22 protein-coding genes are annotated in these 21,660 nt (G+C 49.2%); 20 read left to right on the plus strand and 2 right to left on the minus strand.

All coding sequences use genetic code 11. From position 1 onward, the window contains the following. Positions 1-22 precede the first annotated feature (22 nt). Both KNO70_RS09480 and KNO70_RS09485 read left to right on the plus strand, forming a co-directional pair. Entirely contained in the window at positions 23-706 is a 684-nt protein-coding gene (locus KNO70_RS09480) for a zinc metallopeptidase (protein WP_015881481.1), read from the plus strand. Between the two features lie 64 nt (positions 707-770). Further along, positions 771-1,229, plus strand: a complete 459-nt coding sequence (locus KNO70_RS09485) for a GreA/GreB family elongation factor (protein ID WP_214688848.1) — start codon at positions 771-773, stop codon at positions 1,227-1,229. A gap of 42 nt (positions 1,230-1,271) precedes the next feature. Here the strand turns inward: KNO70_RS09485 and KNO70_RS09490 are convergent, their stop codons facing one another. Beyond that, positions 1,272-2,147, minus strand: coding sequence for a YitT family protein (locus KNO70_RS09490; RefSeq protein ID WP_015881483.1), 876 nt, complete (start codon positions 2,145-2,147; stop codon positions 1,272-1,274). A gap of 112 nt (positions 2,148-2,259) precedes the next feature. Between KNO70_RS09490 and bshB1 the strand changes: the two genes are divergently transcribed. From bshB1 to KNO70_RS09565, 15 genes are all read left to right on the plus strand, one after another. Continuing rightward, positions 2,260-2,943 (plus strand): bacillithiol biosynthesis deacetylase BshB1, encoded by a 684-nt coding sequence (gene bshB1, locus KNO70_RS09495; protein ID WP_214812256.1) that lies wholly within the window; start codon positions 2,260-2,262, stop codon positions 2,941-2,943. Next, the gene (bshA, locus tag KNO70_RS09500; RefSeq protein WP_078146749.1) at positions 2,940-4,061 is read left to right on the plus strand and encodes an N-acetyl-alpha-D-glucosaminyl L-malate synthase BshA; all 1,122 of its coding nucleotides are present in this window, start codon (positions 2,940-2,942) and stop codon (positions 4,059-4,061) included. Before bshB1 ends, bshA begins: the two co-directional genes overlap by 4 nt. Continuing rightward, complete coding sequence (locus KNO70_RS09505; protein ID WP_078146750.1) at positions 4,058-5,197, plus strand: CCA tRNA nucleotidyltransferase; 1,140 nt, start codon at positions 4,058-4,060, stop codon at positions 5,195-5,197. The genes bshA and KNO70_RS09505 overlap by 4 nt, the downstream gene beginning before the upstream one ends. Next, positions 5,170-6,132: a biotin--[acetyl-CoA-carboxylase] ligase gene (locus KNO70_RS09510; protein ID WP_214684453.1), complete on the plus strand. Its 963-nt coding sequence runs from the start codon at positions 5,170-5,172 to the stop codon at positions 6,130-6,132. The genes KNO70_RS09505 and KNO70_RS09510 overlap by 28 nt, the downstream gene beginning before the upstream one ends. Before the next feature lie 225 nt (positions 6,133-6,357). After that, positions 6,358-7,191 carry a 3-methyl-2-oxobutanoate hydroxymethyltransferase gene (panB, locus tag KNO70_RS09515; RefSeq protein ID WP_214684452.1) on the plus strand — a complete coding sequence of 278 codons (834 nt, stop codon included), beginning with the start codon at positions 6,358-6,360 and terminating at the stop codon, positions 7,189-7,191. Further along, the gene (gene panC, locus KNO70_RS09520; protein WP_214684451.1) at positions 7,191-8,021 is read left to right on the plus strand and encodes a pantoate--beta-alanine ligase; all 831 of its coding nucleotides are present in this window, start codon (positions 7,191-7,193) and stop codon (positions 8,019-8,021) included. The genes panB and panC overlap by 1 nt, the downstream gene beginning before the upstream one ends. Before the next feature lie 5 nt (positions 8,022-8,026). Further along, the gene (panD, locus tag KNO70_RS09525) at positions 8,027-8,410 is read left to right on the plus strand and encodes an aspartate 1-decarboxylase (protein ID WP_015881490.1); all 384 of its coding nucleotides are present in this window, start codon (positions 8,027-8,029) and stop codon (positions 8,408-8,410) included. A gap of 106 nt (positions 8,411-8,516) precedes the next feature. Continuing rightward, positions 8,517-11,327 carry an ATP-dependent DNA helicase DinG gene (gene dinG, locus KNO70_RS09530; RefSeq protein WP_214812259.1) on the plus strand — a complete coding sequence of 937 codons (2,811 nt, stop codon included), beginning with the start codon at positions 8,517-8,519 and terminating at the stop codon, positions 11,325-11,327. 65 nt (positions 11,328-11,392) lie between these two features. After that, a complete protein-coding gene (locus KNO70_RS09535; protein WP_015881492.1) occupies positions 11,393-11,578 on the plus strand; it encodes a YpmA family protein in 186 nt (61 codons plus the stop codon). Then, positions 11,575-12,060, plus strand: a complete 486-nt coding sequence (locus tag KNO70_RS09540; protein ID WP_214812269.1) for a hypothetical protein — start codon at positions 11,575-11,577, stop codon at positions 12,058-12,060. Before KNO70_RS09535 ends, KNO70_RS09540 begins: the two co-directional genes overlap by 4 nt. A gap of 20 nt (positions 12,061-12,080) precedes the next feature. Then, entirely contained in the window at positions 12,081-13,268 is a 1,188-nt protein-coding gene (locus KNO70_RS09545; protein WP_078146756.1) for a pyridoxal phosphate-dependent aminotransferase, read from the plus strand. A gap of 20 nt (positions 13,269-13,288) precedes the next feature. Beyond that, the gene (asnS, locus tag KNO70_RS09550; protein ID WP_031423961.1) at positions 13,289-14,590 is read left to right on the plus strand and encodes an asparagine--tRNA ligase; all 1,302 of its coding nucleotides are present in this window, start codon (positions 13,289-13,291) and stop codon (positions 14,588-14,590) included. Between the two features lie 62 nt (positions 14,591-14,652). After that, a complete protein-coding gene (locus KNO70_RS09555) occupies positions 14,653-15,237 on the plus strand; it encodes a DnaD domain-containing protein (protein WP_078146757.1) in 585 nt (194 codons plus the stop codon). After that, positions 15,237-15,896 (plus strand): endonuclease III, encoded by a 660-nt coding sequence (nth, locus tag KNO70_RS09560; RefSeq protein ID WP_214734150.1) that lies wholly within the window; start codon positions 15,237-15,239, stop codon positions 15,894-15,896. Before KNO70_RS09555 ends, nth begins: the two co-directional genes overlap by 1 nt. A 249-nt stretch (positions 15,897-16,145) precedes the next feature. Beyond that, positions 16,146-16,433 carry a hypothetical protein gene (locus KNO70_RS09565; RefSeq protein WP_214684508.1) on the plus strand — a complete coding sequence of 96 codons (288 nt, stop codon included), beginning with the start codon at positions 16,146-16,148 and terminating at the stop codon, positions 16,431-16,433. A gap of 118 nt (positions 16,434-16,551) precedes the next feature. On the opposite strand, the gene KNO70_RS09570 is transcribed toward KNO70_RS09565, so the two are convergent. Next, complete coding sequence (locus tag KNO70_RS09570) at positions 16,552-17,403, minus strand: DUF3800 domain-containing protein (protein ID WP_035387865.1); 852 nt, start codon at positions 17,401-17,403, stop codon at positions 16,552-16,554. Between the two features lie 357 nt (positions 17,404-17,760). Here KNO70_RS09570 and recU point away from each other — a divergent pair, with 357 nt between their 5' ends. The 3 genes from recU to KNO70_RS09585 all read left to right on the plus strand — a co-directional run bounded on the left by recU (position 17,761) and on the right by KNO70_RS09585 (position 21,655). After that, positions 17,761-18,387 carry a Holliday junction resolvase RecU gene (gene recU, locus KNO70_RS09575; RefSeq protein ID WP_078146759.1) on the plus strand — a complete coding sequence of 209 codons (627 nt, stop codon included), beginning with the start codon at positions 17,761-17,763 and terminating at the stop codon, positions 18,385-18,387. A gap of 20 nt (positions 18,388-18,407) precedes the next feature. Further along, entirely contained in the window at positions 18,408-21,014 is a 2,607-nt protein-coding gene (locus KNO70_RS09580) for a transglycosylase domain-containing protein (protein WP_078146760.1), read from the plus strand. A gap of 80 nt (positions 21,015-21,094) precedes the next feature. Beyond that, entirely contained in the window at positions 21,095-21,655 is a 561-nt protein-coding gene (locus KNO70_RS09585) for a hypothetical protein (RefSeq protein ID WP_078146761.1), read from the plus strand. Positions 21,656-21,660 lie beyond the last annotated feature (5 nt).

Here is a 21,660-nt window from a genome sequence, read left to right on the forward strand (position 1 = left end):
ACATGCAGAGGTGAAATAGAAAATGTCATTAGGTGGCTATATTTTCTATCTTGCACTGATCATGCTCATCCCCTTATGGGCCCAGATGCGAGTGAAAAGTACGTATAAGCAGTTTTTGAAACAACCGCTCCAAAGCGGTGTCACAGGTGCACAGGTCGCTGATTTCATCATGAAACAAAACGGTGTGCACAACGTGAGAATCGAAATGGTCGATGGACTCATGAGCGACCACTATGACCCGGTCAATAAAGTCGTTCGTTTGTCTCGCGAAGTGTATCAAGGGTCGACAATCTCGTCTGCCGCGATCGCTGCGCACGAGATCGGTCACGTCATTCAAGATGCGACAGACTATAAGATGATGCGCGTCCGCCATAGTCTTGTTCCGGTCGTCAACATCACGTCGAACTTGTCTTTCCCATTGTTGCTCGGTGGTTTCTTATTCGGGGCACTCGGGTTGGCTCAACTCGGTGTCATCATGATGCTCGGGGCGGTCGTGTTCCAGTTGATCACGTTACCGGTCGAGTTCGATGCATCGAAACGAGCGATGGCGCAATTGACGTCTCACGGAATCGTGACGGCGACAGAAGAGACTGGTGCACGTAAAGTGTTGAATGCCGCGGCTTGGACTTACGTCGCTGCAACGCTCGTTGCGGTTGCCGAACTCATTCGTTTGGCACTCATCGTCTTTATGCCACGTGAGGAATAGGATTGAATGGAATCCCGTCGGTAGGCGGGATTTTTTTATTTTTTGTTGAAAGGAAATGTTGTCAATGAAACCGAAGCTGACCGAGACGGGTCATCACCAATTGACAAATCGACTTGCGATGCTAAGAAGAGAGCGGACGGATGCGCGTGAACGGTTGCGGACAGCTCGAAAGTTTTGTGATTTCCGCGAAGACGTCACCTACACTGAAGCGGTACGTCAATATGAGCGGATCGAGGCGGATGTATTAGAACTGAATCGCCTCCTTGACGACGCGACCATCGTCGAATCCGTTCAGTCGGAAGTCGTGACGTTCGGAAATCAGGTCGTGATTCGGGAAGTGCAACAAGAAGAGACCGAGCGCTATCGAATCGTGAGTGAGGCAGAAGCAGATCTAGACCGAGGAAGCATCTCCGTGACATCGCCACTCGGTCGTCGTTTGATGGGTGCGACAATGGGGCAAATGATTCAAGTGGAAACGCCAGGAGGTACGATTCAAGTCGAGGTGCTCCACATCGAATCATAAAAAATCGCCCGTTCATCTCTGTGAACGAGGCGATTTTTTTGCTTATTTCAAAGGCATCCGATTTTCATCGAACGTAAACCCTTCGCCCCCGACTTCATACACGTGATGGAACGTGACGAACGCATGCGGGTCGATCTGTTTGACGATTGTCTTCAAACGGTTAACTTCGTTACGGCCGACGACGACATATAAGACCTCGAGTTCTCGGTTCGAATAACCGCCTTTTGCGAGCAGTCGGGTCGTGCCCCGGTTCATCGTCGCATGAATACCGTCGGCGATAGCAGTGCGGTGGTCACTGATGATCATCGCCGCTTTACCGGCATACGTTCCTTCTTGCATCGAGTCGATGACGCGTGCCCCGATATAGACGGCGAGGAGTGTGTACATCGCCTCACGAATGTCGAGGTATGTCAAACTGAGGACGATGACAAAGAAGTCAAAGATTAGAAACGTCTTCCCAATCGACCAGCCGATATAGCGTTGTACGAGTCGCGCGATGATATCGACGCCGCCCGTCGTCCCGCCATTGTTAAAGATGATGCCAAGACCGACTCCGATGAAGAGACCGGCGAACAAACTGGCGAGCACCATGTCATCCGTCAAGTCGATGACGAGCGTCGAATACTTGGCGATGAGTGCGTACCAAAGTGAAAAGGAGAACGTCCCGATTAGTGTATAAACGAAAGTCGTTCGACCTAACAACTTGTAACTCATGAAAAAGAGCGGGATGTTTAGTGCCAAGTTCGTGACAGAAGGTGAGATATCAAATAGTCCGCGGAGAATCAATGTGATCCCGGTGAACCCACCCTCGGCCAAATTGTTTTGGACGTTGAAGTGATAAACGCCGAATGCAAAAATAAAAGAACCTATTAAGATAAAAATAATATTTCGAACACGAATCGGTAATTGTACCGTCATCAGGTTCACCTCCCCTTAGATAGAGTACTCGAAAAACAGTTCGATTGACTACCCTGAACATATGACATTCAGAAACGAGTCGGCTATACTTTTCAAAGAAGAGGTGATGTAGATGAAAGTAGTAGCCATCGGGGCACATCCGGACGATATCGAAATCGGGATCGCCGGCATGACCGCCCAATGGACGAAAGAGAAGACTGAGGTCGTGTACGTCGATTTGACGAGAGCGGAACTTTCTTCAAATGGTGATGTAGAAACGAGACGACAGGAGGCAAGTGCGGCTGATGACGTGCTTGGTGTCCGTCGAATCAATCTAGGATTTAAAGACCGGGGGATTGACGGGGGAGAAGAGCAGCTCGAGGCAATCGTTTCCTTGATTCGCCGTGAGCGCCCAACCCACTTACTCTATCCATATGAGGTCGACCGCCATCCGGACCATGCGGCCTGCGCCTATCTCGTGACAGAGGCGCTGTTTAATGCCGGGATTCGGAAGTACTTACCCGAACTCGAGGCATATCGTCCGGAAAGTGTGTACCAATATATGATCAATGCTCACGTCGAACCGGATGTGTGCGTGGATATTAGTGACACGATCGAAGTGAAGACACGGGCGCTTCAATGTTACGCGAGTCAGTTCACCCCCGTCGATGGGGTGAAGACACCGCTCACCGATGCGTACGTGGAACGGGTCATCGCCCGTGAACGCCATTTTGGGAGCTTGATTGGCGTCGCTTATGCGGAAGGCTTGAAGCGCGTTCGACCGTATGTCGTAAAACAGGCAGGTGAGCTCGCATGACATATCGGATTGGGATTCTGTGTTATCCATCGGTCGGAGGCTCTGGGATATTGGCGACAGAGCTCGGCATGAAGCTTGCGGACCGAGGACATGACGTTCATTTCATTACGAGCAGCATGCCGTTTCGTTTGAACGCCTATCACCCGAATATCACGTTCCATCAAGTCGAAATCAATCAATATTCGGTCTTTCGGTATCCGCCGTACGACATGACGCTCTCAGCGAAAATCGCGAGCGTCATCCAATCGTTCGGGCTTGATGTCATCCATGCACACTATGCCGTACCGCATGCCGTTTGTGCCGCGCTTGGTCGCGAGATGGCGGGAGTGAAGACTCCGATCGTGTCGACGTTACACGGGACCGATATTACCGTGCTCGGTGAGGACGAGGAACTGAAACCGGCCATTCTTTATGGATTGCGCCAATCGAACGCGATCACGGCGGTCTCGCATAGTTTGAAACGAGAGACAGAAGAGCGGATTGCCAGTGATTTACCGATCCAAGTCATCCATAACTTCATCGATGAATCGGTGTATACGCCTCAACTCGACCCGACACTCCGGGAACGGTACGGCTTGTCGGATGAGGACCGGGTCGCCATCCACATTTCAAACTTCCGTCCTGTCAAACGCGTCGACCTCGTCCTTGAGGCGTTCGATCAGATGGATGTTCCGAATAAGAAACTATTGCTCGTCGGAGACGGTCCGCTCATGGGTGCGATGCGTCGACTCGTGACGGAAATGGGGCTTGAAGAGCAGGTCATTTTTGCCGGGAAACAAGAACAAGTCGCCGCACTTCTGGCAATCAGTGACGTTCACGTCCTGTTATCAGACAAGGAGGCGTTCGGTCTCGTAGCGCTCGAGGCAATGGCGACAGGTGTGCCCTCTGTCGTGAGCGATGCGGGCGGGCTACCTGAAGTGATCACGGACGGTGAGGACGGTTTCGTCGTTCCAAAAGGGGATGCGAGCCAGGCCGCCTCTGCGATGGAGCGGCTCTTGACCAATCGTTCGCTACGAGAACGGTTCCGACAAAATGGATTGGTGAAATCCCGGCGTTTCGCCTCACATGACATCGTGACCGAATATGAGCGCTTGTATGAACAGGTGGTGACATCATGACAGAATGGGAATACGCAAAACAAATCATCGACACCATCGAACAGCATGGGGGCGAGGCGTATATCGTCGGTGGTGCTGTTCGGGATTACGTGCTCGGGAGTCTGCCCGATGATATCGATTTGGCGACGTCCCTCTTCCCGGAGGAGGTGATGGCGCTGTTCCCGAAGTCGGTTCCGACCGGTATTGAACATGGGACCGTCACGGTCATTCTCGACCACCATCCGTTCGAAGTGACGACATTCCGTTCAGAAGGGTCATATTCGGATTCGAGACGACCGGACCATGTCGCACTCGGGGTGTCGCTTGAAGAGGATTTATTACGAAGGGACTTCACGATGAACGCGATGGCGTTCCATGATGGGCGAGTGGTCGATTTATTCGGTGGCCAACATGATTTAGAGGAACGAATCATCCGAACAGTCGGCAGTCCGTTTGAACGGTTCGGAGAGGACGCGCTTCGCATCATGCGCGCGCTTCGCTTCATGTCACAGCTCGACTTCACCTTACATGACGAGTTGCGGGAAGCGGCGAGCGGGCTCGGTCATAAGCTCGAACAGATTGCGATGGAGCGTATCGCAATCGAATTCGAGAAACTGTTGACGGGACCTGCGTATAAGAAAGCACTAGGTGAGATGGTCGAGCTCGGCATTCATCGTCATTTACCAAACGTGACGACCGAACTGATGCAGCGTGTCCAAGAGGACAATCGGACCCCTGTGAACGCGGTCAGCGGGTGGGCACTCTTTCTCTATCATGCACAGGATGACGGCTGGCTATCGCCATGGAAACGGTCGAACGCCATCAAACGGGAGGCACGCACACTTGCACAGCTCTGTGAGACAGGGCTTGACCGGATGACGATTTATGCGACGGATGAACAGACGCTCTCCACTTATTTCCGAATGAACGGGGAGAGAGACCGAAGCCGTGAACTGAAACAGTCGCTCCCGATGACGTCACGGAAAGAGTTAAAGTTTAACGGCCGGGACGCCTTAGCGCTCGGGGCACGAGGGGAAGCGATCAAGCATCTGTTAGCCGACCTCGAACGACGCGTCATCTTAAACGAGTTACCGAACCATGAGACAGTATTGAAAGAGGAGGCGAAACGATGGCTTCAACGCGCGGGCGTGTTCTGACGCTATTACAAGATGGTGAAGTATGGAGTGGCCAAGAGTTGGCCCGTCAATTAAATATTTCACGTACCGCTATTTGGAAACATATCGAAACGCTTAAGCAAGACGGTTATGCGATTCATACGATCCCAAGAAAAGGATACCAATTGCTTGAGCAAAGTGACCGATTCGATGAACCGGCGTTTGCGTCATATCGGAAGGGACGGTTCGGTCAAATCGTCCATGCGTTTGACCAAATCGACACGACACAACGAATCGCCCATGAGCTGGCGCAACAACACGTGCCAGAGGGGACGCTCGTCATGAGCGAGGAACAGACGGCAGGGCGCGGACAACTCGGTCGAAATTGGTACAATCCGAAGCACGTCAATATCGCGGCAAGTGTGATTTTAAGGCCGGAGTTGCCCATTCGCGACGCATCAAAGCTTACCTTGATGGCGGCGAGTGCGTTTGCGAAAGCGTTGAATGCACGTGACCTTGACGTGACCATCAAATGGCCAAACGATTTACTGCTAAATGGCAAGAAAATCGGAGGCGTTCTGACAGAAATGCAAACGGAAGGTGACCGCATCCAAGCCGTCATTTTAGGGTTTGGAATGAATGTCAACGGCGATGACATTCCGACGGAGTTGGCGCACCGGGCGACCTCCCTGTATTTAGAGACCGGGACGCGGTATCATCGCAGTGAGTTATTGGCAGAACTGTTGGCAGAACTCGAGACCGAATACGATCGGTTCCTTGACGTGGGATTTGCGCCCGTTCGCTTGAACTGGATGAAACATGCCGCCTATTTAAATGAGTCGGTCACCTTGAGTGGGTCCCGGACGTCGCGAACAGGTGTCATGCGTGGCATCTCGGACGAGGGGGCGTTGCTACTCGAAGTGGATGGAACGGTCGAACCGGTCTATTCTGCTGAGATTGCAGTGTGGAATGATTGATGAAAGCGAGACCATCGACTATACTTAATGTGTCGGACGCTATCAATTTTTGAAGTGTACCGCGCTTGCAGACTGTCACATTCAGTTGTCTGCCTTGATCATTATGACAGGGACAGAAGGACACTAACTCATGAAAACCATGAATTTGTTTTTCGTGCGCCTTCTTGCCATCTGTGTAAGAGGGCGTTTATTCTTTCCTGTCTCCACGTTTAGGAGGAGAAACAGATGCACACGATGACTACATTGTTAAAAAAGATGAACGAGCAGGAAAAGCTCGTCATGTTGACGGCGTATGATTATCCGTCAGCCAAACTTGCCGAATCGGCAGGGGTCGATTTGATTTTAGTAGGTGATTCACTCGGAATGGTCGTCCTTGGTTATGATTCGACGATTCCAGTGACGATGGAGGACATGCTTCATCATTCGAAAGCCGTACGCCGAGGAGCACAACATACGTTCGTTGTGGTGGATATGCCGTTTGCGTCATATCACGGAGACTTCGATCGAACGTTACAGGCAGCATCGCTCTTATTCCAAGAAGGTCGTGCGGACGCCATTAAACTAGAAGGGGCCGGTGAAGTGCTTCAGACGATTGAGCGTTTGACACAAGTCGGCATGCCATGTGTCGCCCATTTAGGGTTGACCCCTCAATCGGTTGGCGTCCTAGAAGGATATAAAGTACAAGGGAAATCCCTTGAGGCTGCCGAGACACTCCTTCAAGACAGCTTGGCTGCGGAGCGTGCTGGCGCGAAGATGCTCGTCCTTGAGTGTGTCCCTCATCAATTGGCAAAACGGATCGCAGAAGAGCTGACGATTCCGGTCATCGGAATCGGTGCAGGTGCAGATGTCGACGGCCAAGTGCTCGTCTATCATGACGTATTGAAATATGGGGTGGACCGTCTCCCTAAATTTGTCCAAGCGTATGCAGACGTGAATGAAGTGGCGACGGATGCCATCCGCTCTTATGTCGAAGAGACGAAGAACGGTCACTTCCCACAAGAACGTCATACGTTCACAATGGATGAGTCGTTGCTCGACTCGTTGTATGGAGGAAAATGATGAGAATTGTATCGACCGTCGAAGAATTACGCAGTGCTTTACCAACGAATCAAACGATTGGGTTCGTGCCGACGATGGGATATTTGCATGAAGGACATATGAGCCTCGTTGAAAACGCGCGACGGGAAAATGACGTCGTCGTCATGAGTATTTTTGTCAATCCGACACAGTTCGGACCGAATGAAGATCTCGACCGTTATCCCCGCGACTTTGAACGGGATGAGAAGTTGGCACGTGAAGCGGGAGTCGATGTACTGTTCTATCCGACGACGGAGACGATGTATCCCCTTGATATGGCGCGAGTGACCGTTCGTCACGGGGCGGACGTATTATGTGGGGCGAGTCGTCCCGGCCATTTTGATGGTGTGTTGACAATCGTCTCGAAATTATTTAACCTTGTTCAACCGACACGCGCTTATTTCGGTCTAAAGGATGCCCAACAAGTGGCATTGATTGAAGGATATGTCCGAGATTATTTCGTACCGGTAGAGATTCGACGCTGCCCGATTATTCGTGAGGAGACAGGACTAGCCAAATCTTCTCGAAACGTCTACTTGTCAGATGTCGAAACGGTAGAGGCGAGTCGGATCTTCAGCGCATTGACGATGGCGCGAGAGGCACTCGATGCAGGTCAACAAGTTGATGAAGTAAAACGACAGCTGACTGAACGTTTGAACGAGATTCCGAACAGTCAAATCGATTACGTCGAGCTTGTCGATTACCCGACGCTCGGTGCCGTCTCGAGCGACTCGACTGAACTCTTGTTAGCGGTGGCCATTCAGTTTGAACGGGCCCGATTGATTGATAATGTGATTTGGAAGAAGGGATGAATCCAATGATTCGTACATTTATGCACGCAAAGCTTCATAAAGCAACAGTGACAGAAGCAAACTTACACTACGTCGGTTCGATTACAATCGATGAGGATTTGATGGATGCGGTCGGCATCATGGAGAATGAACATGTACACATTACGAACAACCATAATGGTGCTCGCATCGAGACGTATGTCATCAAAGGGGAACGTGGGTCAGGCGTGATTTGTTTGAACGGTGCGGCAGCACGTCATTTCCAGGTCGGTGATGTGGTCATCATCATGGCGTACGGTCAAATGACAGCGGAAGAGGCGAAAACGCATCGTCCAAAAGTAGCCGTGTTGAACGAACAAAATGAGGTCGATCAACTTCTTTACGAAGAGATTGCTCATACAATTTTGTGAAGGATTCGGGGGTGTCGACAGAGGCATCCCCGTTTTTTCGTTATTCGTTCTATGGTAAGATGAGACAGACAGAAAGCACGAGCGTGCCAAAGATGGGATGGATGTTATGGACACGTATGTGATTGTGGATTTAGAGACAACGGGTCATTCCGTTAAGTCCGGAGATGAATTGATTGAGTTTGCGGCGGTCGTCGTACAAGAGGGCGAAGTGATTGAACGCTACAGCACCTTGATTCGACCGAGTCGACCAATCCCACCTTTTATTACGCAATTGACAACGATTAGTGACGAAGATGTAAGTGACGCACCTACATTTGAAGATGTGATTCCCGACATTTGGAAAATGCTGGATGGACGGGTATTTGTCGCGCATAACGTCGCATTTGATTTAACTTTTCTAAACGAGAGTCTTGAACAAGCGGGTTACCTTGCGTTTCAAGGGAGAGCTATTGATACAGTCGAATTGGCCCGTATCCTGTATCCGACTTTAGAGAGCCATGCGTTAGAAGCGCTATCGGATACGTTTGACCTCGTACATACAGACGCACATCGGGCACTCAGTGATGCAGAGGCGACGGCAGAGCTCTTCATCCGGATGCTCGACCGTTTGCGCGATTTACCGATGGTGACGCTGAAACGACTTCGAGAGTTATCAGAATCATGGACGAGTCATATCGAACCGTTACTCGATGAGATCATCCTTGAGGTTGGGATTCGTCCAGACGACGAAACCCGTTTTGATATCCACCGCAAAATTGCGTTACGACGACCGGTAGATGCGTTCGTCCCGGCGACAGAACGTGAACCGTTCGAGCCGTTCCTTTTGCGGACGATTGAAGAGACGCTCCCTTCACTGTTTGATCAGTTTGAACCGAGACAGAGTCAATTCGAAATGATGCGTCACGTCTATAAAGCGTTAGACGATGAGGAAACATTGTTAGTCGAGGCGGGTACGGGAACGGGTAAGACGCTTGCGTACTTGATTCCGAGTGCCCACCATGCCCTCGAGACGAAACGCCCGGTCGTCATTAGTACGCATACCATTCAATTGCAAGAACAGTTGTTAAATCGAGACTTGCCTGTTATTCGTCAGATTTTTCCTGAGATTGAATTCACGTTGTTGAAAGGAAGACGCAATTATATCGATTTACGCAAGTTCGAGATGGTGCTCGACGAATCGAATGATGGTCTTTTGGCATCGATGTGTAAAGCGATGGTGCTCGTCTGGCTCACTGAGACCGAGACCGGGGACTTAGAGGAACTTTCATTTCCGGGCTCAGCGACACAAGGACCCGCTTCGTTCAAGCGTTTGATTCAAGCAGATGCTTCAAGTGATTTTGGACGGTTCGATCCGTGGTATAGCCGTGACTTTTTCACGAAAGCCGTGTTGCGCTCGAAAGAAGCGGACCTGATTGTGACCAATCATGCCTTACTGTTCTCGGACTTACAGCATCAGGCAGGCATTTTACCGACGGACACGCCTCTCGTATTAGATGAGGCCCATCAAGTCGAAGAAGTGGCCTCTCATCATTTCGGTGTGACATTTGATGCGATTCAATTTGACCGTCTCTTCAAATGGTTCGGCTACGGAGCGGATGGCAAATTCCATTCTCGCATTATCCAGCTAGCCGATTTGACATCTGTAACCGAAGAGGCAGAGGCATTCAGTCAACAGATCGATTCGGCCCTTGCTCGGGTCGAGGAAGAACTCGAAGATCTTCTGACGTCTCTTCAATCGTTAGGTAAGAAAAAAGAGCCTCGACAAACGGTTCGTTTCGAGCGGGAAGGCGCAACGTTTAGACCAATTCGAGAAGTGGCCAATCGACTCGAGGACAAACTACGGACGTTGCGGACGTCACTCCGACATCTTCATCGCCTGCTCGATGAACGTAAAGAACATATGACGTTCAAACAGCGCGCCCTTCTCGGTGATTTAAAAACGTTGATTGGAGACGTGCGCGAACTCGAGAGTGTCATCTATGAGACGATGCTGACGCGTGACGATGATGCGGTCAGCTGGGTCGAACTGAATTTAGGAAATCGGAAATTAACCTCGGTGTACACCCAACCGGTCGAAATCGGACCGCTGTTGCATGAACGTCTGTTTAAGAAGCGACCGACAATCTTAACATCAGCGACGATGACGGTCTCAGGGAAGTTCAGCTTTATGGAACGACGCCTCGGATTAGAAGGAGAACCGGTCCGAAGAGTCGTCTTACCGTCGCCATTCAACTTCAAAGAACAGGCCAAACTGTTTGTACCGTCGGACTTCCCGTTGATCAATGAAGTACCGCTCCCTCAGTTCGTCGATCAGACGGCCCAGTCGATTGTCCAAATCGCGAACGTGACGAAAGGAAGGATGCTCGTCTTGTTCACATCAAACGAATTGCTTCGACTCACTTATGAACAAGTCAAAGACCATCTTGACCCGTCTTATACACTTCTCGCACAAGGTGTGAGCGGCGGCTCGCGTAGCCGCTTGACGAAACAGTTCAAACGGATGGAACAGTCGATTCTCTTTGGAACAGCTAGTTTTTGGGAAGGTGTCGATATTCCGGGGGAGGCGTTGACATGCCTTGTCATTGTACGACTTCCCTTCGCACCGCCCGACCAGCCGATCACGCAAGCTCGTTCTGAGAAAATTGAAGCGATGGGGAAATCACCGTTCTTTGAGTTATCCCTGCCCCAAGCGGTCATTCGCTTCAAACAAGGTGTCGGTCGATTGATTCGATCGAAAGGGGATTATGGTGCCGTCTTCGTATTCGACCGGCGTGTGGAGACGACACGTTACGGCAAACAGTTCATCAACAGCTTGCCTAAAGTTGACCGGATTGAAGGAACGCTTGAAACGTCGTTATCCGAGTTAGAGTTGTTCTTAGACGAGAAGGAAAAGTCTGTGGCACGAAATGACAGATAACGCTAGGCATCACGATATTATCGTTTTATAATGATACGTATAGTGTTTTTGGAGGAGGAGTCAATATGAACTCGAATATTGAGACGCTGGCGAGCGTGCGCATCGAACCGACTGCGGACGTCTACAAAATTGTCGACTTATTGAATCGGACCTTAAAGAGTCAGGATTTAATGTTCGGTTTGTCACTTGAGAAGAAAGTGAACGATCCGAAGAAGGAAGAGATGGTCTTCACCATCTATCGTACAGAATGACCAGAAAGGCAAAATGGATCGTCTCATTACTGGCGGCACTGATTGGTGTCGTCCTTGTCTTTAGCGTGATGTATCGATTCACCATCGGTCATACAGAGAATCAAAAAGAAAAGCTCGTCGAAACGGCGATGGCACGATTGGCTGAAGAATCTCCAGACGCGAGAGTGGGTCAGGGAGAACTGTTCAATGGGACAGATGCGTATGTCGTCTTCCCAGAAGTAGACGGGGAGTCCATTTGGTTTGTCCCATTGGATAAAAAGCTGGAGATCGAGCAACGAGAAATCGGTGAAGTGGACGCTACTGACGTCTGTTCGAAGTCGGTTGAGGAGACAGGCGGACAACTGGTCAGCTGTAAGGTTGGTTTTGACGAACGGGCACTCATCGAAGTGGTCACGAAAGCGGATGCGTCTTATACGTATTCGTACTATACGCTTCAGGCCGGAGAATTTATTCGACGGGTCCAATTGACCGATCAAATGTAATGAATTAGAGGGGGATTATGATGAAACATCTATTAGCGAAACGTGTAAAACAACTCACACCATCGACTACCTTAGCGATTACAGCTAAGGCGAAGGCACTGAAAGCTTCAGGCAAAGATGTCATTGGTCTCGGCGCGGGTGAACCTGATTTCAACACACCAGAACGAATCATCGATGCTGCTTGTCAAGCCGCTCGAGATGGAGACACAAAATACACGCCATCTGGCGGGACAGTCGCGTTGAAAGATGCCATCATTGAAAAGACGAAACGCGATAGTGGATTGTCGTTCGAACGCAACGAGGTGATGGTGGCTTCAGGTGCGAAACATGCCCTTTACGCTTTGTTCCAAGCTATTCTAGATGAAGGGGACGAAGTGATTGTCCCAGCCCCATACTGGGTCAGTTATCCGGAACAAATCAAATTGGCGGACGGGGAACCTGTCTTGGTCGACACGAATGAAGAGACGTCATTTAAATTGACGCCAACGCAACTCGAAAGTGCGATCACTGCTCGTACGAAGGCCGTCATCTTGAACAGCCCATCCAATCCGACGGGGATGATTTATACGAAAGAAGAGCTACAGGCACTCGCCGATGTCGTTCTTCGCCACAATCTTCTCGTCGTCAGCGATGAGATTTACGAAAAGTTGATTTACGGTGATGCGTCGTTCGTATCGATTGCGACCCTTCCGAATATGCGTGAACGCACCATCATTATCAATGGTGTCTCGAAATCTCACGCGATGACAGGTTGGCGAATCGGATATGCCGTTGGGGACGCAAGAATCATCGGGGCGATGACGAACTTGGCCTCACACTCGACATCCAACCCGACATCTGTCGCACAAGCGGCTGCGGTAGAGGCATACAATGGACCACAAGAAGATGTGGAAATGATGCGTCAATCTTTCGAGGAACGACTTGAAATCGTCTACGACCGTCTCGTCAAAATTCCTGGCATCACGTGTTTGAAGCCGCAAGGTGCATTTTACTTATATGCCAACGCGAAGGTCGCGGCCACAGAGAGTGGCTATGACACTGTCGATGCTTGGTGTGAAGCTGTTCTTGAAGAAGCAAATGTGGCACTCGTGCCTGGTTCTGGCTTCGGACAAGACGATTACGTACGATTATCCTATGCAACTGAATTAAAACGCGTATTAGAAGCGCTCGATCGAGTGGAAGACTTCGTTACGAAGCGCGCTCGATAAGCGAAAGGATGGAAATGAACATGACAACTATTTCGATTAACCAATTTAAAGACTATGAAGGCCAATCTGTCCGTGTAGGCGCGTGGATTGCCAACAAACGTTCAAGTGGAAAGATTGCTTTCCTTCAATTACGTGACGGTAGCGGTTTTGCTCAAGCGGTCGTTGTAAAAGCTGATGTAGCGGAAGAGTTATTTACACTTGCAAAAGGGATTACGCAAGAAACGTCGGTTTGGGTCACCGGGAATGTCAAATCTGATGGCGGACGTACACCACTCGGATTTGAATTGGAAGTGACAGATTTAGAAGTGATTGCGGAATCGGTTGATTATCCAATCACACCGAAAGAACACGGAACGGAATTCTTGATGGACAACCGTCACTTATGGCTCCGTTCACGTCGCCAACACGCGATTATGAAAGTTCGTAACGAAATCATCCGTGCGACATATGAATTCTTCAACAAAGAAGGATTCGTCAAAATCGATCCGCCAATCCTTACGAGCAGTGCACCGGAAGGGACGACAGAATTGTTCGAGACAGACTATTTCGGTCAGTCGGCCTACCTTTCTCAGACGGGGCAATTGTACATGGAAGCCGCTGCGATGGCCCTCGGAAAAGTATTCTCATTCGGTCCAACGTTCCGTGCGGAGAAATCAAAAACACGTCGTCACTTGATTGAGTTCTGGATGATCGAGCCGGAGATGGCATTTGTCGATCATGACATGAACCTCGAGATTCAAGAGCAGTACGTCTCATACATTGCACAGTCGGCACTTGCGAACTGTAAAAATGAATTGGAACTTCTCGGACGTGACCTTGAGAAATTGGCACAAGTACAAGCGCCGTTCCCACGCGTTCGTTACGAGGATGCCATCAAGTTCTTGAAGGCAGAAGGATTCGACGACATCGAATACGGTGATGATTTCGGTGCACCGCACGAGACGGCGATTGCCAACGCACATGATCAGCCGGTATTCATCACGCACTGGCCAAAAGAAATCAAACCGTTCTATATGAAAGTAGACCCTGAGAATCCAGAACTCGTTCTGTGTGCGGACTTGATTGCTCCAGAAGGATATGGTGAAATCATCGGGGGATCTCAACGTGAGGACGACTACGATCGTCTAAAAGAAGAAATCATCAAAGAAGGTCTCGACGAAACGGATGCGTATGATTGGTACCTTGAACTTCGTCAATACGGTTCGGTCCCACACTCTGGTTTCGGACTTGGCCTCGAGCGTACAGTCGCATGGATCAGTGGAATCGAGCACATCCGTGAAGCGATTCCGTTCCCACGTTTATTAAACCGAATTCACCCTTAACGATTAATCGGGGAAGACGTCATGTCCTCCCCGATTGATGTGTCTTAGAAAGGAAGTGCGACATGGATGCACATCAATTGATTCAATTATTCGAACAAAGTCCGGTCGTCATTCCACGAAAGCTGTTCACCGATGCGAGACGCCTCGACTTGTCACCCGTCGAGTTCAGTCTGATCGTTCATCTTCTTGAAATGACTGGGGAGGGCATCGTCATGCCGCTCCCGAGCGAGTTAGGGAAACGTTTGAATGTTTCGGAGAATGAGGCGCGATCAGTACTCCTCGGTCTATTGCAAAAAGAGTTGATCGCCATTGACGCTTCAAGTGATGGTGAGCGATATAGCCTATTGCCACTTTTCGAAGCGTTACAAGGGGAAGAGAAAGTTGTGCCCCAGCAGACACTGAATGAGAATATCATTCATACGTTTGAGCGGGAATTCGGAACGATCACCCCGTTCGAGATTGAACAAATCGTCGGCTGGATGACGGAAGATGGCTTTAGCGAGGAACTCATCATGGCCGCGCTTCGGGAAGCGAAACTTCGAAACGTGCGAAACTTTAAATACATGGACAAAATCCTGCGTGTTTGGCAAGATCATCATGTCGAATCGCTCGAGGATGTCGTGGAATATCAACGGAGGAATAAGTGATGTTGACGAGAGCACAATTACAGGAAGTGTCAGATACGATGAAGCAGATGTTCCCGGATGCTCATTGCGAGTTGACGCATCAAAATCCATTCGAATTGGTGGTCGCCGTCGCGCTTTCCGCACAAGCGACGGACGCACTCGTCAACAAGGTGACACCGGGTTTGTTTGAAGCGTTTCCGACTGTCGAGGCGATGGCAGCGGCTGACGTGTCTGAAATTGAGGCATTGATTAAACGGATTGGTCTGTACCGTAACAAAGCGAAGAATGTAAAAGCACTCTCAGAAAAAATTGTGAACGAGCATGGTGGAATTGTCCCTTCTGACCGAGCATCGTTGGAGGCGCTCCCTGGAGTCGGTCGTAAGACAGCCAATGTCGTTCTCTCTGTTGCATTCCATGAACCGGCGTTTGCGGTTGACACGCATGTGGAACGAGTATCCAAACGTCTCGGTATTTGTCGCTGGAAAGACAATGTCCGCCAAGTCGAGGACACATTAATGAAAAAGTTTCCGCGCGAGGAATGGTCACAACTTCATCATCAATTCATCTTCTTCGGACGATATCATTGTAAGGCACAACGTCCGGGCTGTGCGGCATGCCCACTGTTGCATATGTGCCGAGAAGGAAAGAAACGAATGAAGTCACAGCAAGTCACCACATAAAAACGCATCGACACGCAATGTGTCGATGCGTCAGACTGTAGACAAAGTATAGGTCTAATGTCTTCTATATGCCCAACCCGGACACGGCTCGCTTTCCTAGGGGCAAGCAGGGAGCCGCATCGCGACTGCGTCACTGCTGGGTCTCCCTTTGCTTGCTATTCCCTCAGGAGTCTCGCCTGCCCGTTCTTGGTCACCTTTTGTCCTTCATCCCATATAATGGTGTGAGAAGAACACACAGGAGCGGATCTGATGATCAACAAGTCGACACAATCCATCCTTCACGGTCTGACGAACGGAACGGATGTTGAACGGCGGGCCGAGGCGGATGATCGCGGGATTGATGACGGGCGGGCTCGGCGTTTACCTTCCCTTTCCCCTGATACATCGATTCGAAGTAAGTATCGAGCTTTTTCTTCGGTCGTCGAGGCCTTGGAAGAAGACAAACGGCCGCCAGATGACGACCGTTTGCGTTGCTCGCCCGACGGCGCCCCGACTCCGACAGGAAAGCAATCCGACGGAGACCCAACAGCGACTTGAGTCGCGATGCGGCTCCGGGATTGCCTGAGGAAAGTTTGGCGCCGGACAGGCGAGCGATAAGATTCATGTTAGTCAACAAGCTGACGCATCGACACGAAAGGTGTCGATGCGTTTTTGCTTAATGATTCCAAGGATGGTCGCTCCATTCGCGACGTTTTTTCGTGATCGGCACTTTTTTGAAGCCCCAGTTTCGGAAATCTTGGTCCGGACTTTCTTTACGGATGTAAATTTTGTCCTTAATGGCTTTAAAGATTCGGTTCTCGTCCCCATAATGGACGAACCGTGGTTTCACTTCAATCACGCCACGACGAACGCGAGAAAGTGGCAGACAGACAAGGTCCGCGATTTCTAACCCAGATTGATACATCGTGTTCTGCTTCTCAGAGAAGATGAAGCCTTTGATTTTTTGACGGCTCTTTTCAACGTCTAAATGAACGGTACCTGAGTTGAAAATATCAAAGAATGCTTTTTGAATCAGTAAGTTCTGATAATCGTCTCGGGATTCCAGGACGACACGGGCACTTACTGCCTCTGTTTCTTCTAAAAACGCATAGAATGACTTCATCAGGTGAGCGAATGCGACGACATACGGATCTTTGGGCGTCGAATAAAAGTCATGAAGCTTCTGTTTATCGACCTCGACACTGACGATTGTACAGTCGATTCCTCGCAAAAATTCAGGGAGTTTATCCCAAAAGTCGCGCAACATATCAATCGTGATCCCATCTTCTTTTCCGTAAGGATGTTCCGCTTTTAAAATTTCTTTTAAATGAAGTGGGATATGCTCCGTTTTGAACACATCTCGTTTGAACGCCTGAAGACGTCGTTTCAATTCACACGGTAGTCCAGTTTCGTCTGCATCGATTGAATACTTATATTCCATCAGCACGCCCGTCAAGTTAAATTGCGTGTTCCCCTTCGGCGTACCTGTCTCGTCGACGAACATGACATACTTCTTTCCACTTTCCATCCAATCCCTCCAAAACGGATTAACAGTAACGTCTTTAAGCATCCTATTTTATTTCCAAATGGTGATTTGGTCAATCTATTGCACAGGTATTGCACATTTTTTTCGAGAATGACATCAATTAGGTTTATCGGTGTGTCATCTTGGATAAACACTAAGGGTGCTATTATCATAGAAAAACAATCGGGATATACATAACGAGAGCTTTTCAATTTGGATACACAATCGCTTACATACTAGTTTAACATACGGGAGTTTGGTACGATATGTGTTGCGGTAAATCCACACAAGTGTCGACCGACAGAAGTCGACAATCAGACCTGAGACGGAAGGAACGAGTGGACCGACCTGTTAATATGTATGTATGGGGTGACGACATTGTTCCATTATCCAAACGGTAAAAAGGCAAACGTGACAAAGACAACAAAGGGGGAAGGAATTTCGAAGCAATCATCGAATTCTCAAACCTATGCGAATCGCGGAATGAACTTGGAGACGCTATTAAATGAAACGAATGAATTTTATCGGATTCATCAACGAGCCGTCATCCACAAAAAACCAACCCCTCTCCAAATCGTCAAAGTCGACTACCCGAAGCGAAGTGCCGCCAAAGTAACGGAAGCCTATTTCAAACAGGCATCTACGACCGATTACAACGGTGTTTATCGTGGCAGATACATTGACTTTGAAGCGAAAGAAACGAATAATAAGACGTCGTTTCCACTCGGCAATTTTCATGACCACCAAATCGCCCACATGCGTGAGTGTGAACGTCATGGAGGGATTTGTTTTGTCATCATCCGCTTTAGTCGCTATAATACGCAATATGTATTGACCACCGAGCAACTTGTTCGGTGGTGGGAACAACGATTAACGGGGCGAAAATCGATTCCGCTCAGCTTTATCGAAAAGGAAGCGATTGAAGTTCCGACGAGAGCCTTACCGTCGATTGATTATTTGACGGTGCTCGATCAATGGCTCGATTGAATAGAAGGAGTGAACCATGAATGGAGCGAAGTAGGGTCGCACGTCGACAAGATTCGACGACGAATAAACGCAAAAAAACTGGGAAACAACCAAAGACGAAAAGTAAGAAACCGATGTGGAAACGCATCTTTTTATTAGGCTTCATGTTATTTATTGCTGCGGTAATCGCATTCGGCGCCTATACGGTATATGCCATTGCGACGGCACCAGAGCTAGATGAAGAAAAGCTTGTCGATACGTACCCGATTCAGTTGATTTCGGCTGAAGGAGAACCGCTCGAAGGGGCAGGTCAGATTCGCGAGTATGTCTCAATCGACGACATTTCTGAAGTGATGCAACAAGCGGTCGTGTCAATCGAAGACCGTCGTTTCTATGAGCATAATGGGATTGACTTACGTCGAATCGGCGGAGCCGTCGTTGCCAACTTGACAGACGGTTTCGGTGCGGAAGGTGGATCGACCATCACGCAACAATTGGTCAAGCAGTCATTCCTTTCGACAGATAAGAAGTTGAAACGTAAGCTGCAAGAACAATGGCTCGCACTCAAACTCGAGCGTGAGTATACGAAAGAACAGATTTTAGAGATGTACTTGAACAAAAACTATTACGGTAGTGGTGGATATGGTGTGCAAACTGCATCGAAACGTTACTTCAACAAGCCGGTCTCTGAGGTCAATTATCAAGAGGCCGCGATTCTTGCCGGTCTCCCACAACGTCCAAGTGCCTATGATCCAATCAATGGTGATCAGGAGTTGACCCGCTACCGTCAAGAGCAAGTCCTCTCTGCGATGAAACGTGACGGACATATTTCTGAGGAACAGTACAATGAGGCACTTGATGTCGCCATTGCTGACGTCATCTCACCTGGTGAAGAGACGGAAGAAGAAGCGTTCACACGTGCGATTTATTCACGAGTCCAAGCCGAGCTTGAAGAAGATTACGGTCTAGAACAGTCAGACATTTATGGAACAGGTTTAAAAGTCTATACGTCTATCAACAAAGAGTTGCATACAAAATTCAATAGTGACATTAAATCGGATAACGTGAACATTCCAGGCGGAAGCTTCCCGGCCGACGAACTCCGCATGGGTGCAACGGTATTGAATACGAAGACTGGTGAAATTGTCGCGATCATCGATAGTCAACAGGCAAAACAAGGTGACAAATCGTATCGTGATTATTCGAATGAAAAACGTCAAATCGGTTCGACGGCCAAACCGATCTTTGATTACGGTCCAGGAATCGAGAACGGACAATGGTCGACAGGGAAGATCTTACTCGATGCACCGCTCGAGGGGTCCTATAAACCAAACAACTATTATCAAGAATATCGTGGTCAAAACACGATGCGGTATTTCTTAACGATTTCAGGGAACACACCTGCTGTTCGAGCTTTCCAAGAAGTTCGTGATGAATTTGGTCAAGGGGCCATCGAGTCCTTTGCAAAAAACCTCGGCGTTGAACCGATGTACGCCGGAGAGGAAGTATTAGAAGCGAACGCCCTCGGTGCCGCTGAAGCGAGCACGACTCAAATGGCAGCGGCATATGCTGCCTTTGGGACGAATGGAATGTATACAAAACCGCATTTGATTCAAAAAATTGAATTCAATGACGGTTCAAGCATCAATTCGCCAATCAAAGCGAAGCAGGCAATGGAAGACTATACGGCATACATGTTGACGGACATGCTTCGTGATGTCGTGAGCGGTGCGAACGGGACGTATGAACCCGGTGCCTTCCCTTGGGACGTGGCAGGTAAGACGGGAACGACCAACGATGAGCAAGACAAGTGGTTTACTGGATATACGACGGACTACTCGATTTCCGTTTGGACGGGTAAAGTGAGCGGTGCTAGTGAGACTGCCAATAAGCCGAACTACGCCCAATACTATTTCGAGTACATGATGCAACAAGTGACGAATGCGACGGGACAACCGGATCGATTCCAACGTCCGGACTCAGTCTTGTCACTTGGCAATGAACTCTATGTAAAAGGGACAAAACCAAAAGATCTTCAACCTGAGAAGTTGGTTGCTCCGACTGGGGCAAGTGTCAACTATGACGAAGAAGCCCAAACTGGTTCTGTCTCATGGTCATACGATTTCGATGGTGCGCAAGCAGATGGCTATACGGATGTCACGTTCACAGTGACACAGAAGTCAGCTGACGGAAGTGAGCAAGTCGTCGGAACGACCGGGGAGACGAGTGTAAATATTGCAAACTTGGCCGAAGGAGACACAACGTTTACCATTGTCGCGAATGCAACGAATCCGTTGACGGGTGAGCAGCAATCGGCACCGGCGCAAGCGAGCTACTCAATCGAACCGAAAGAAGAGCCAAAGGAAGAAGAGGAAAACCCTTCTGACGAGGAAAATTCCGAAGATGAACCATCAGACGAAAATAACGGGAACGGGAATGAAAACGGAAATGGTAACGGAGACGGAAACGGAGAAGATACCACCGGCGAACAAACTCCTGATGAACCGGCAACAGATGAAGGTTCTGGCGAAGGAACAGACGAACCAACTGACGGAGATGATTCAGGAACTCCGTTAGAGGGACAATCCAATGGTGAATCGTCTGACACGAATCGTGGAAATGGCAATTCAAACAATGGGAATAACTAAGGAAAGCAGGGCGACATTGTTCGCCCTGTTTTTCGTTTGACTTTGCTATAATGAAAAGAAAGGGAACAGGATGGTGACACATGGTTCAACTCTCTTTAAAACGCAAGATGAAAGTACTACTTGTCATAGATCGACTGCAAGACGATGATTTCGGCGTGCCTCTCGGTGGACATCTCGGGTTAAAGCTTTCACATGTGCTCTTAAAAGAGTCGATACCGTTTGGGCGTCTCATCCAGGACCAAACCGTCGCCGAAGCGATCGGACATGCTTACTTGAAACGAATCGGAGTCGAGACCATGTTCACGGGCGAAGAATCCTATTATCCGGAACTTCTTCGTGGCAACCGTCAACTCAGCTCAACAAACGAAGATTATTATAAAACGGTGCAACGCTACGTCAAACATCTTTTAGCGGTTCATTCAAAATGTACGAAACTACATACCATCGTCTTGTTCGGACGGTCGACGCAACGTCTGTTTTCAGATGCGCTCATCCGCCTCGAAGAAGAGAATGAGCATGTCGCTGCTACATTTAACGAGATGGCCATCTTTCAGATGCCCGCCGTATCGAGAGTGGTACGAGATGAACGGATTCATCAAATCCGACAAGTCGTAGCGGATCTTGCCCCTTCGAATGCGTAATGAAA

The sequence above is a fragment of the Exiguobacterium sp. s181 genome, assembly GCF_018617125.1.
In the GTDB taxonomy this organism is placed as follows: domain Bacteria; phylum Bacillota; class Bacilli; order Exiguobacteriales; family Exiguobacteriaceae; genus Exiguobacterium; species Exiguobacterium profundum.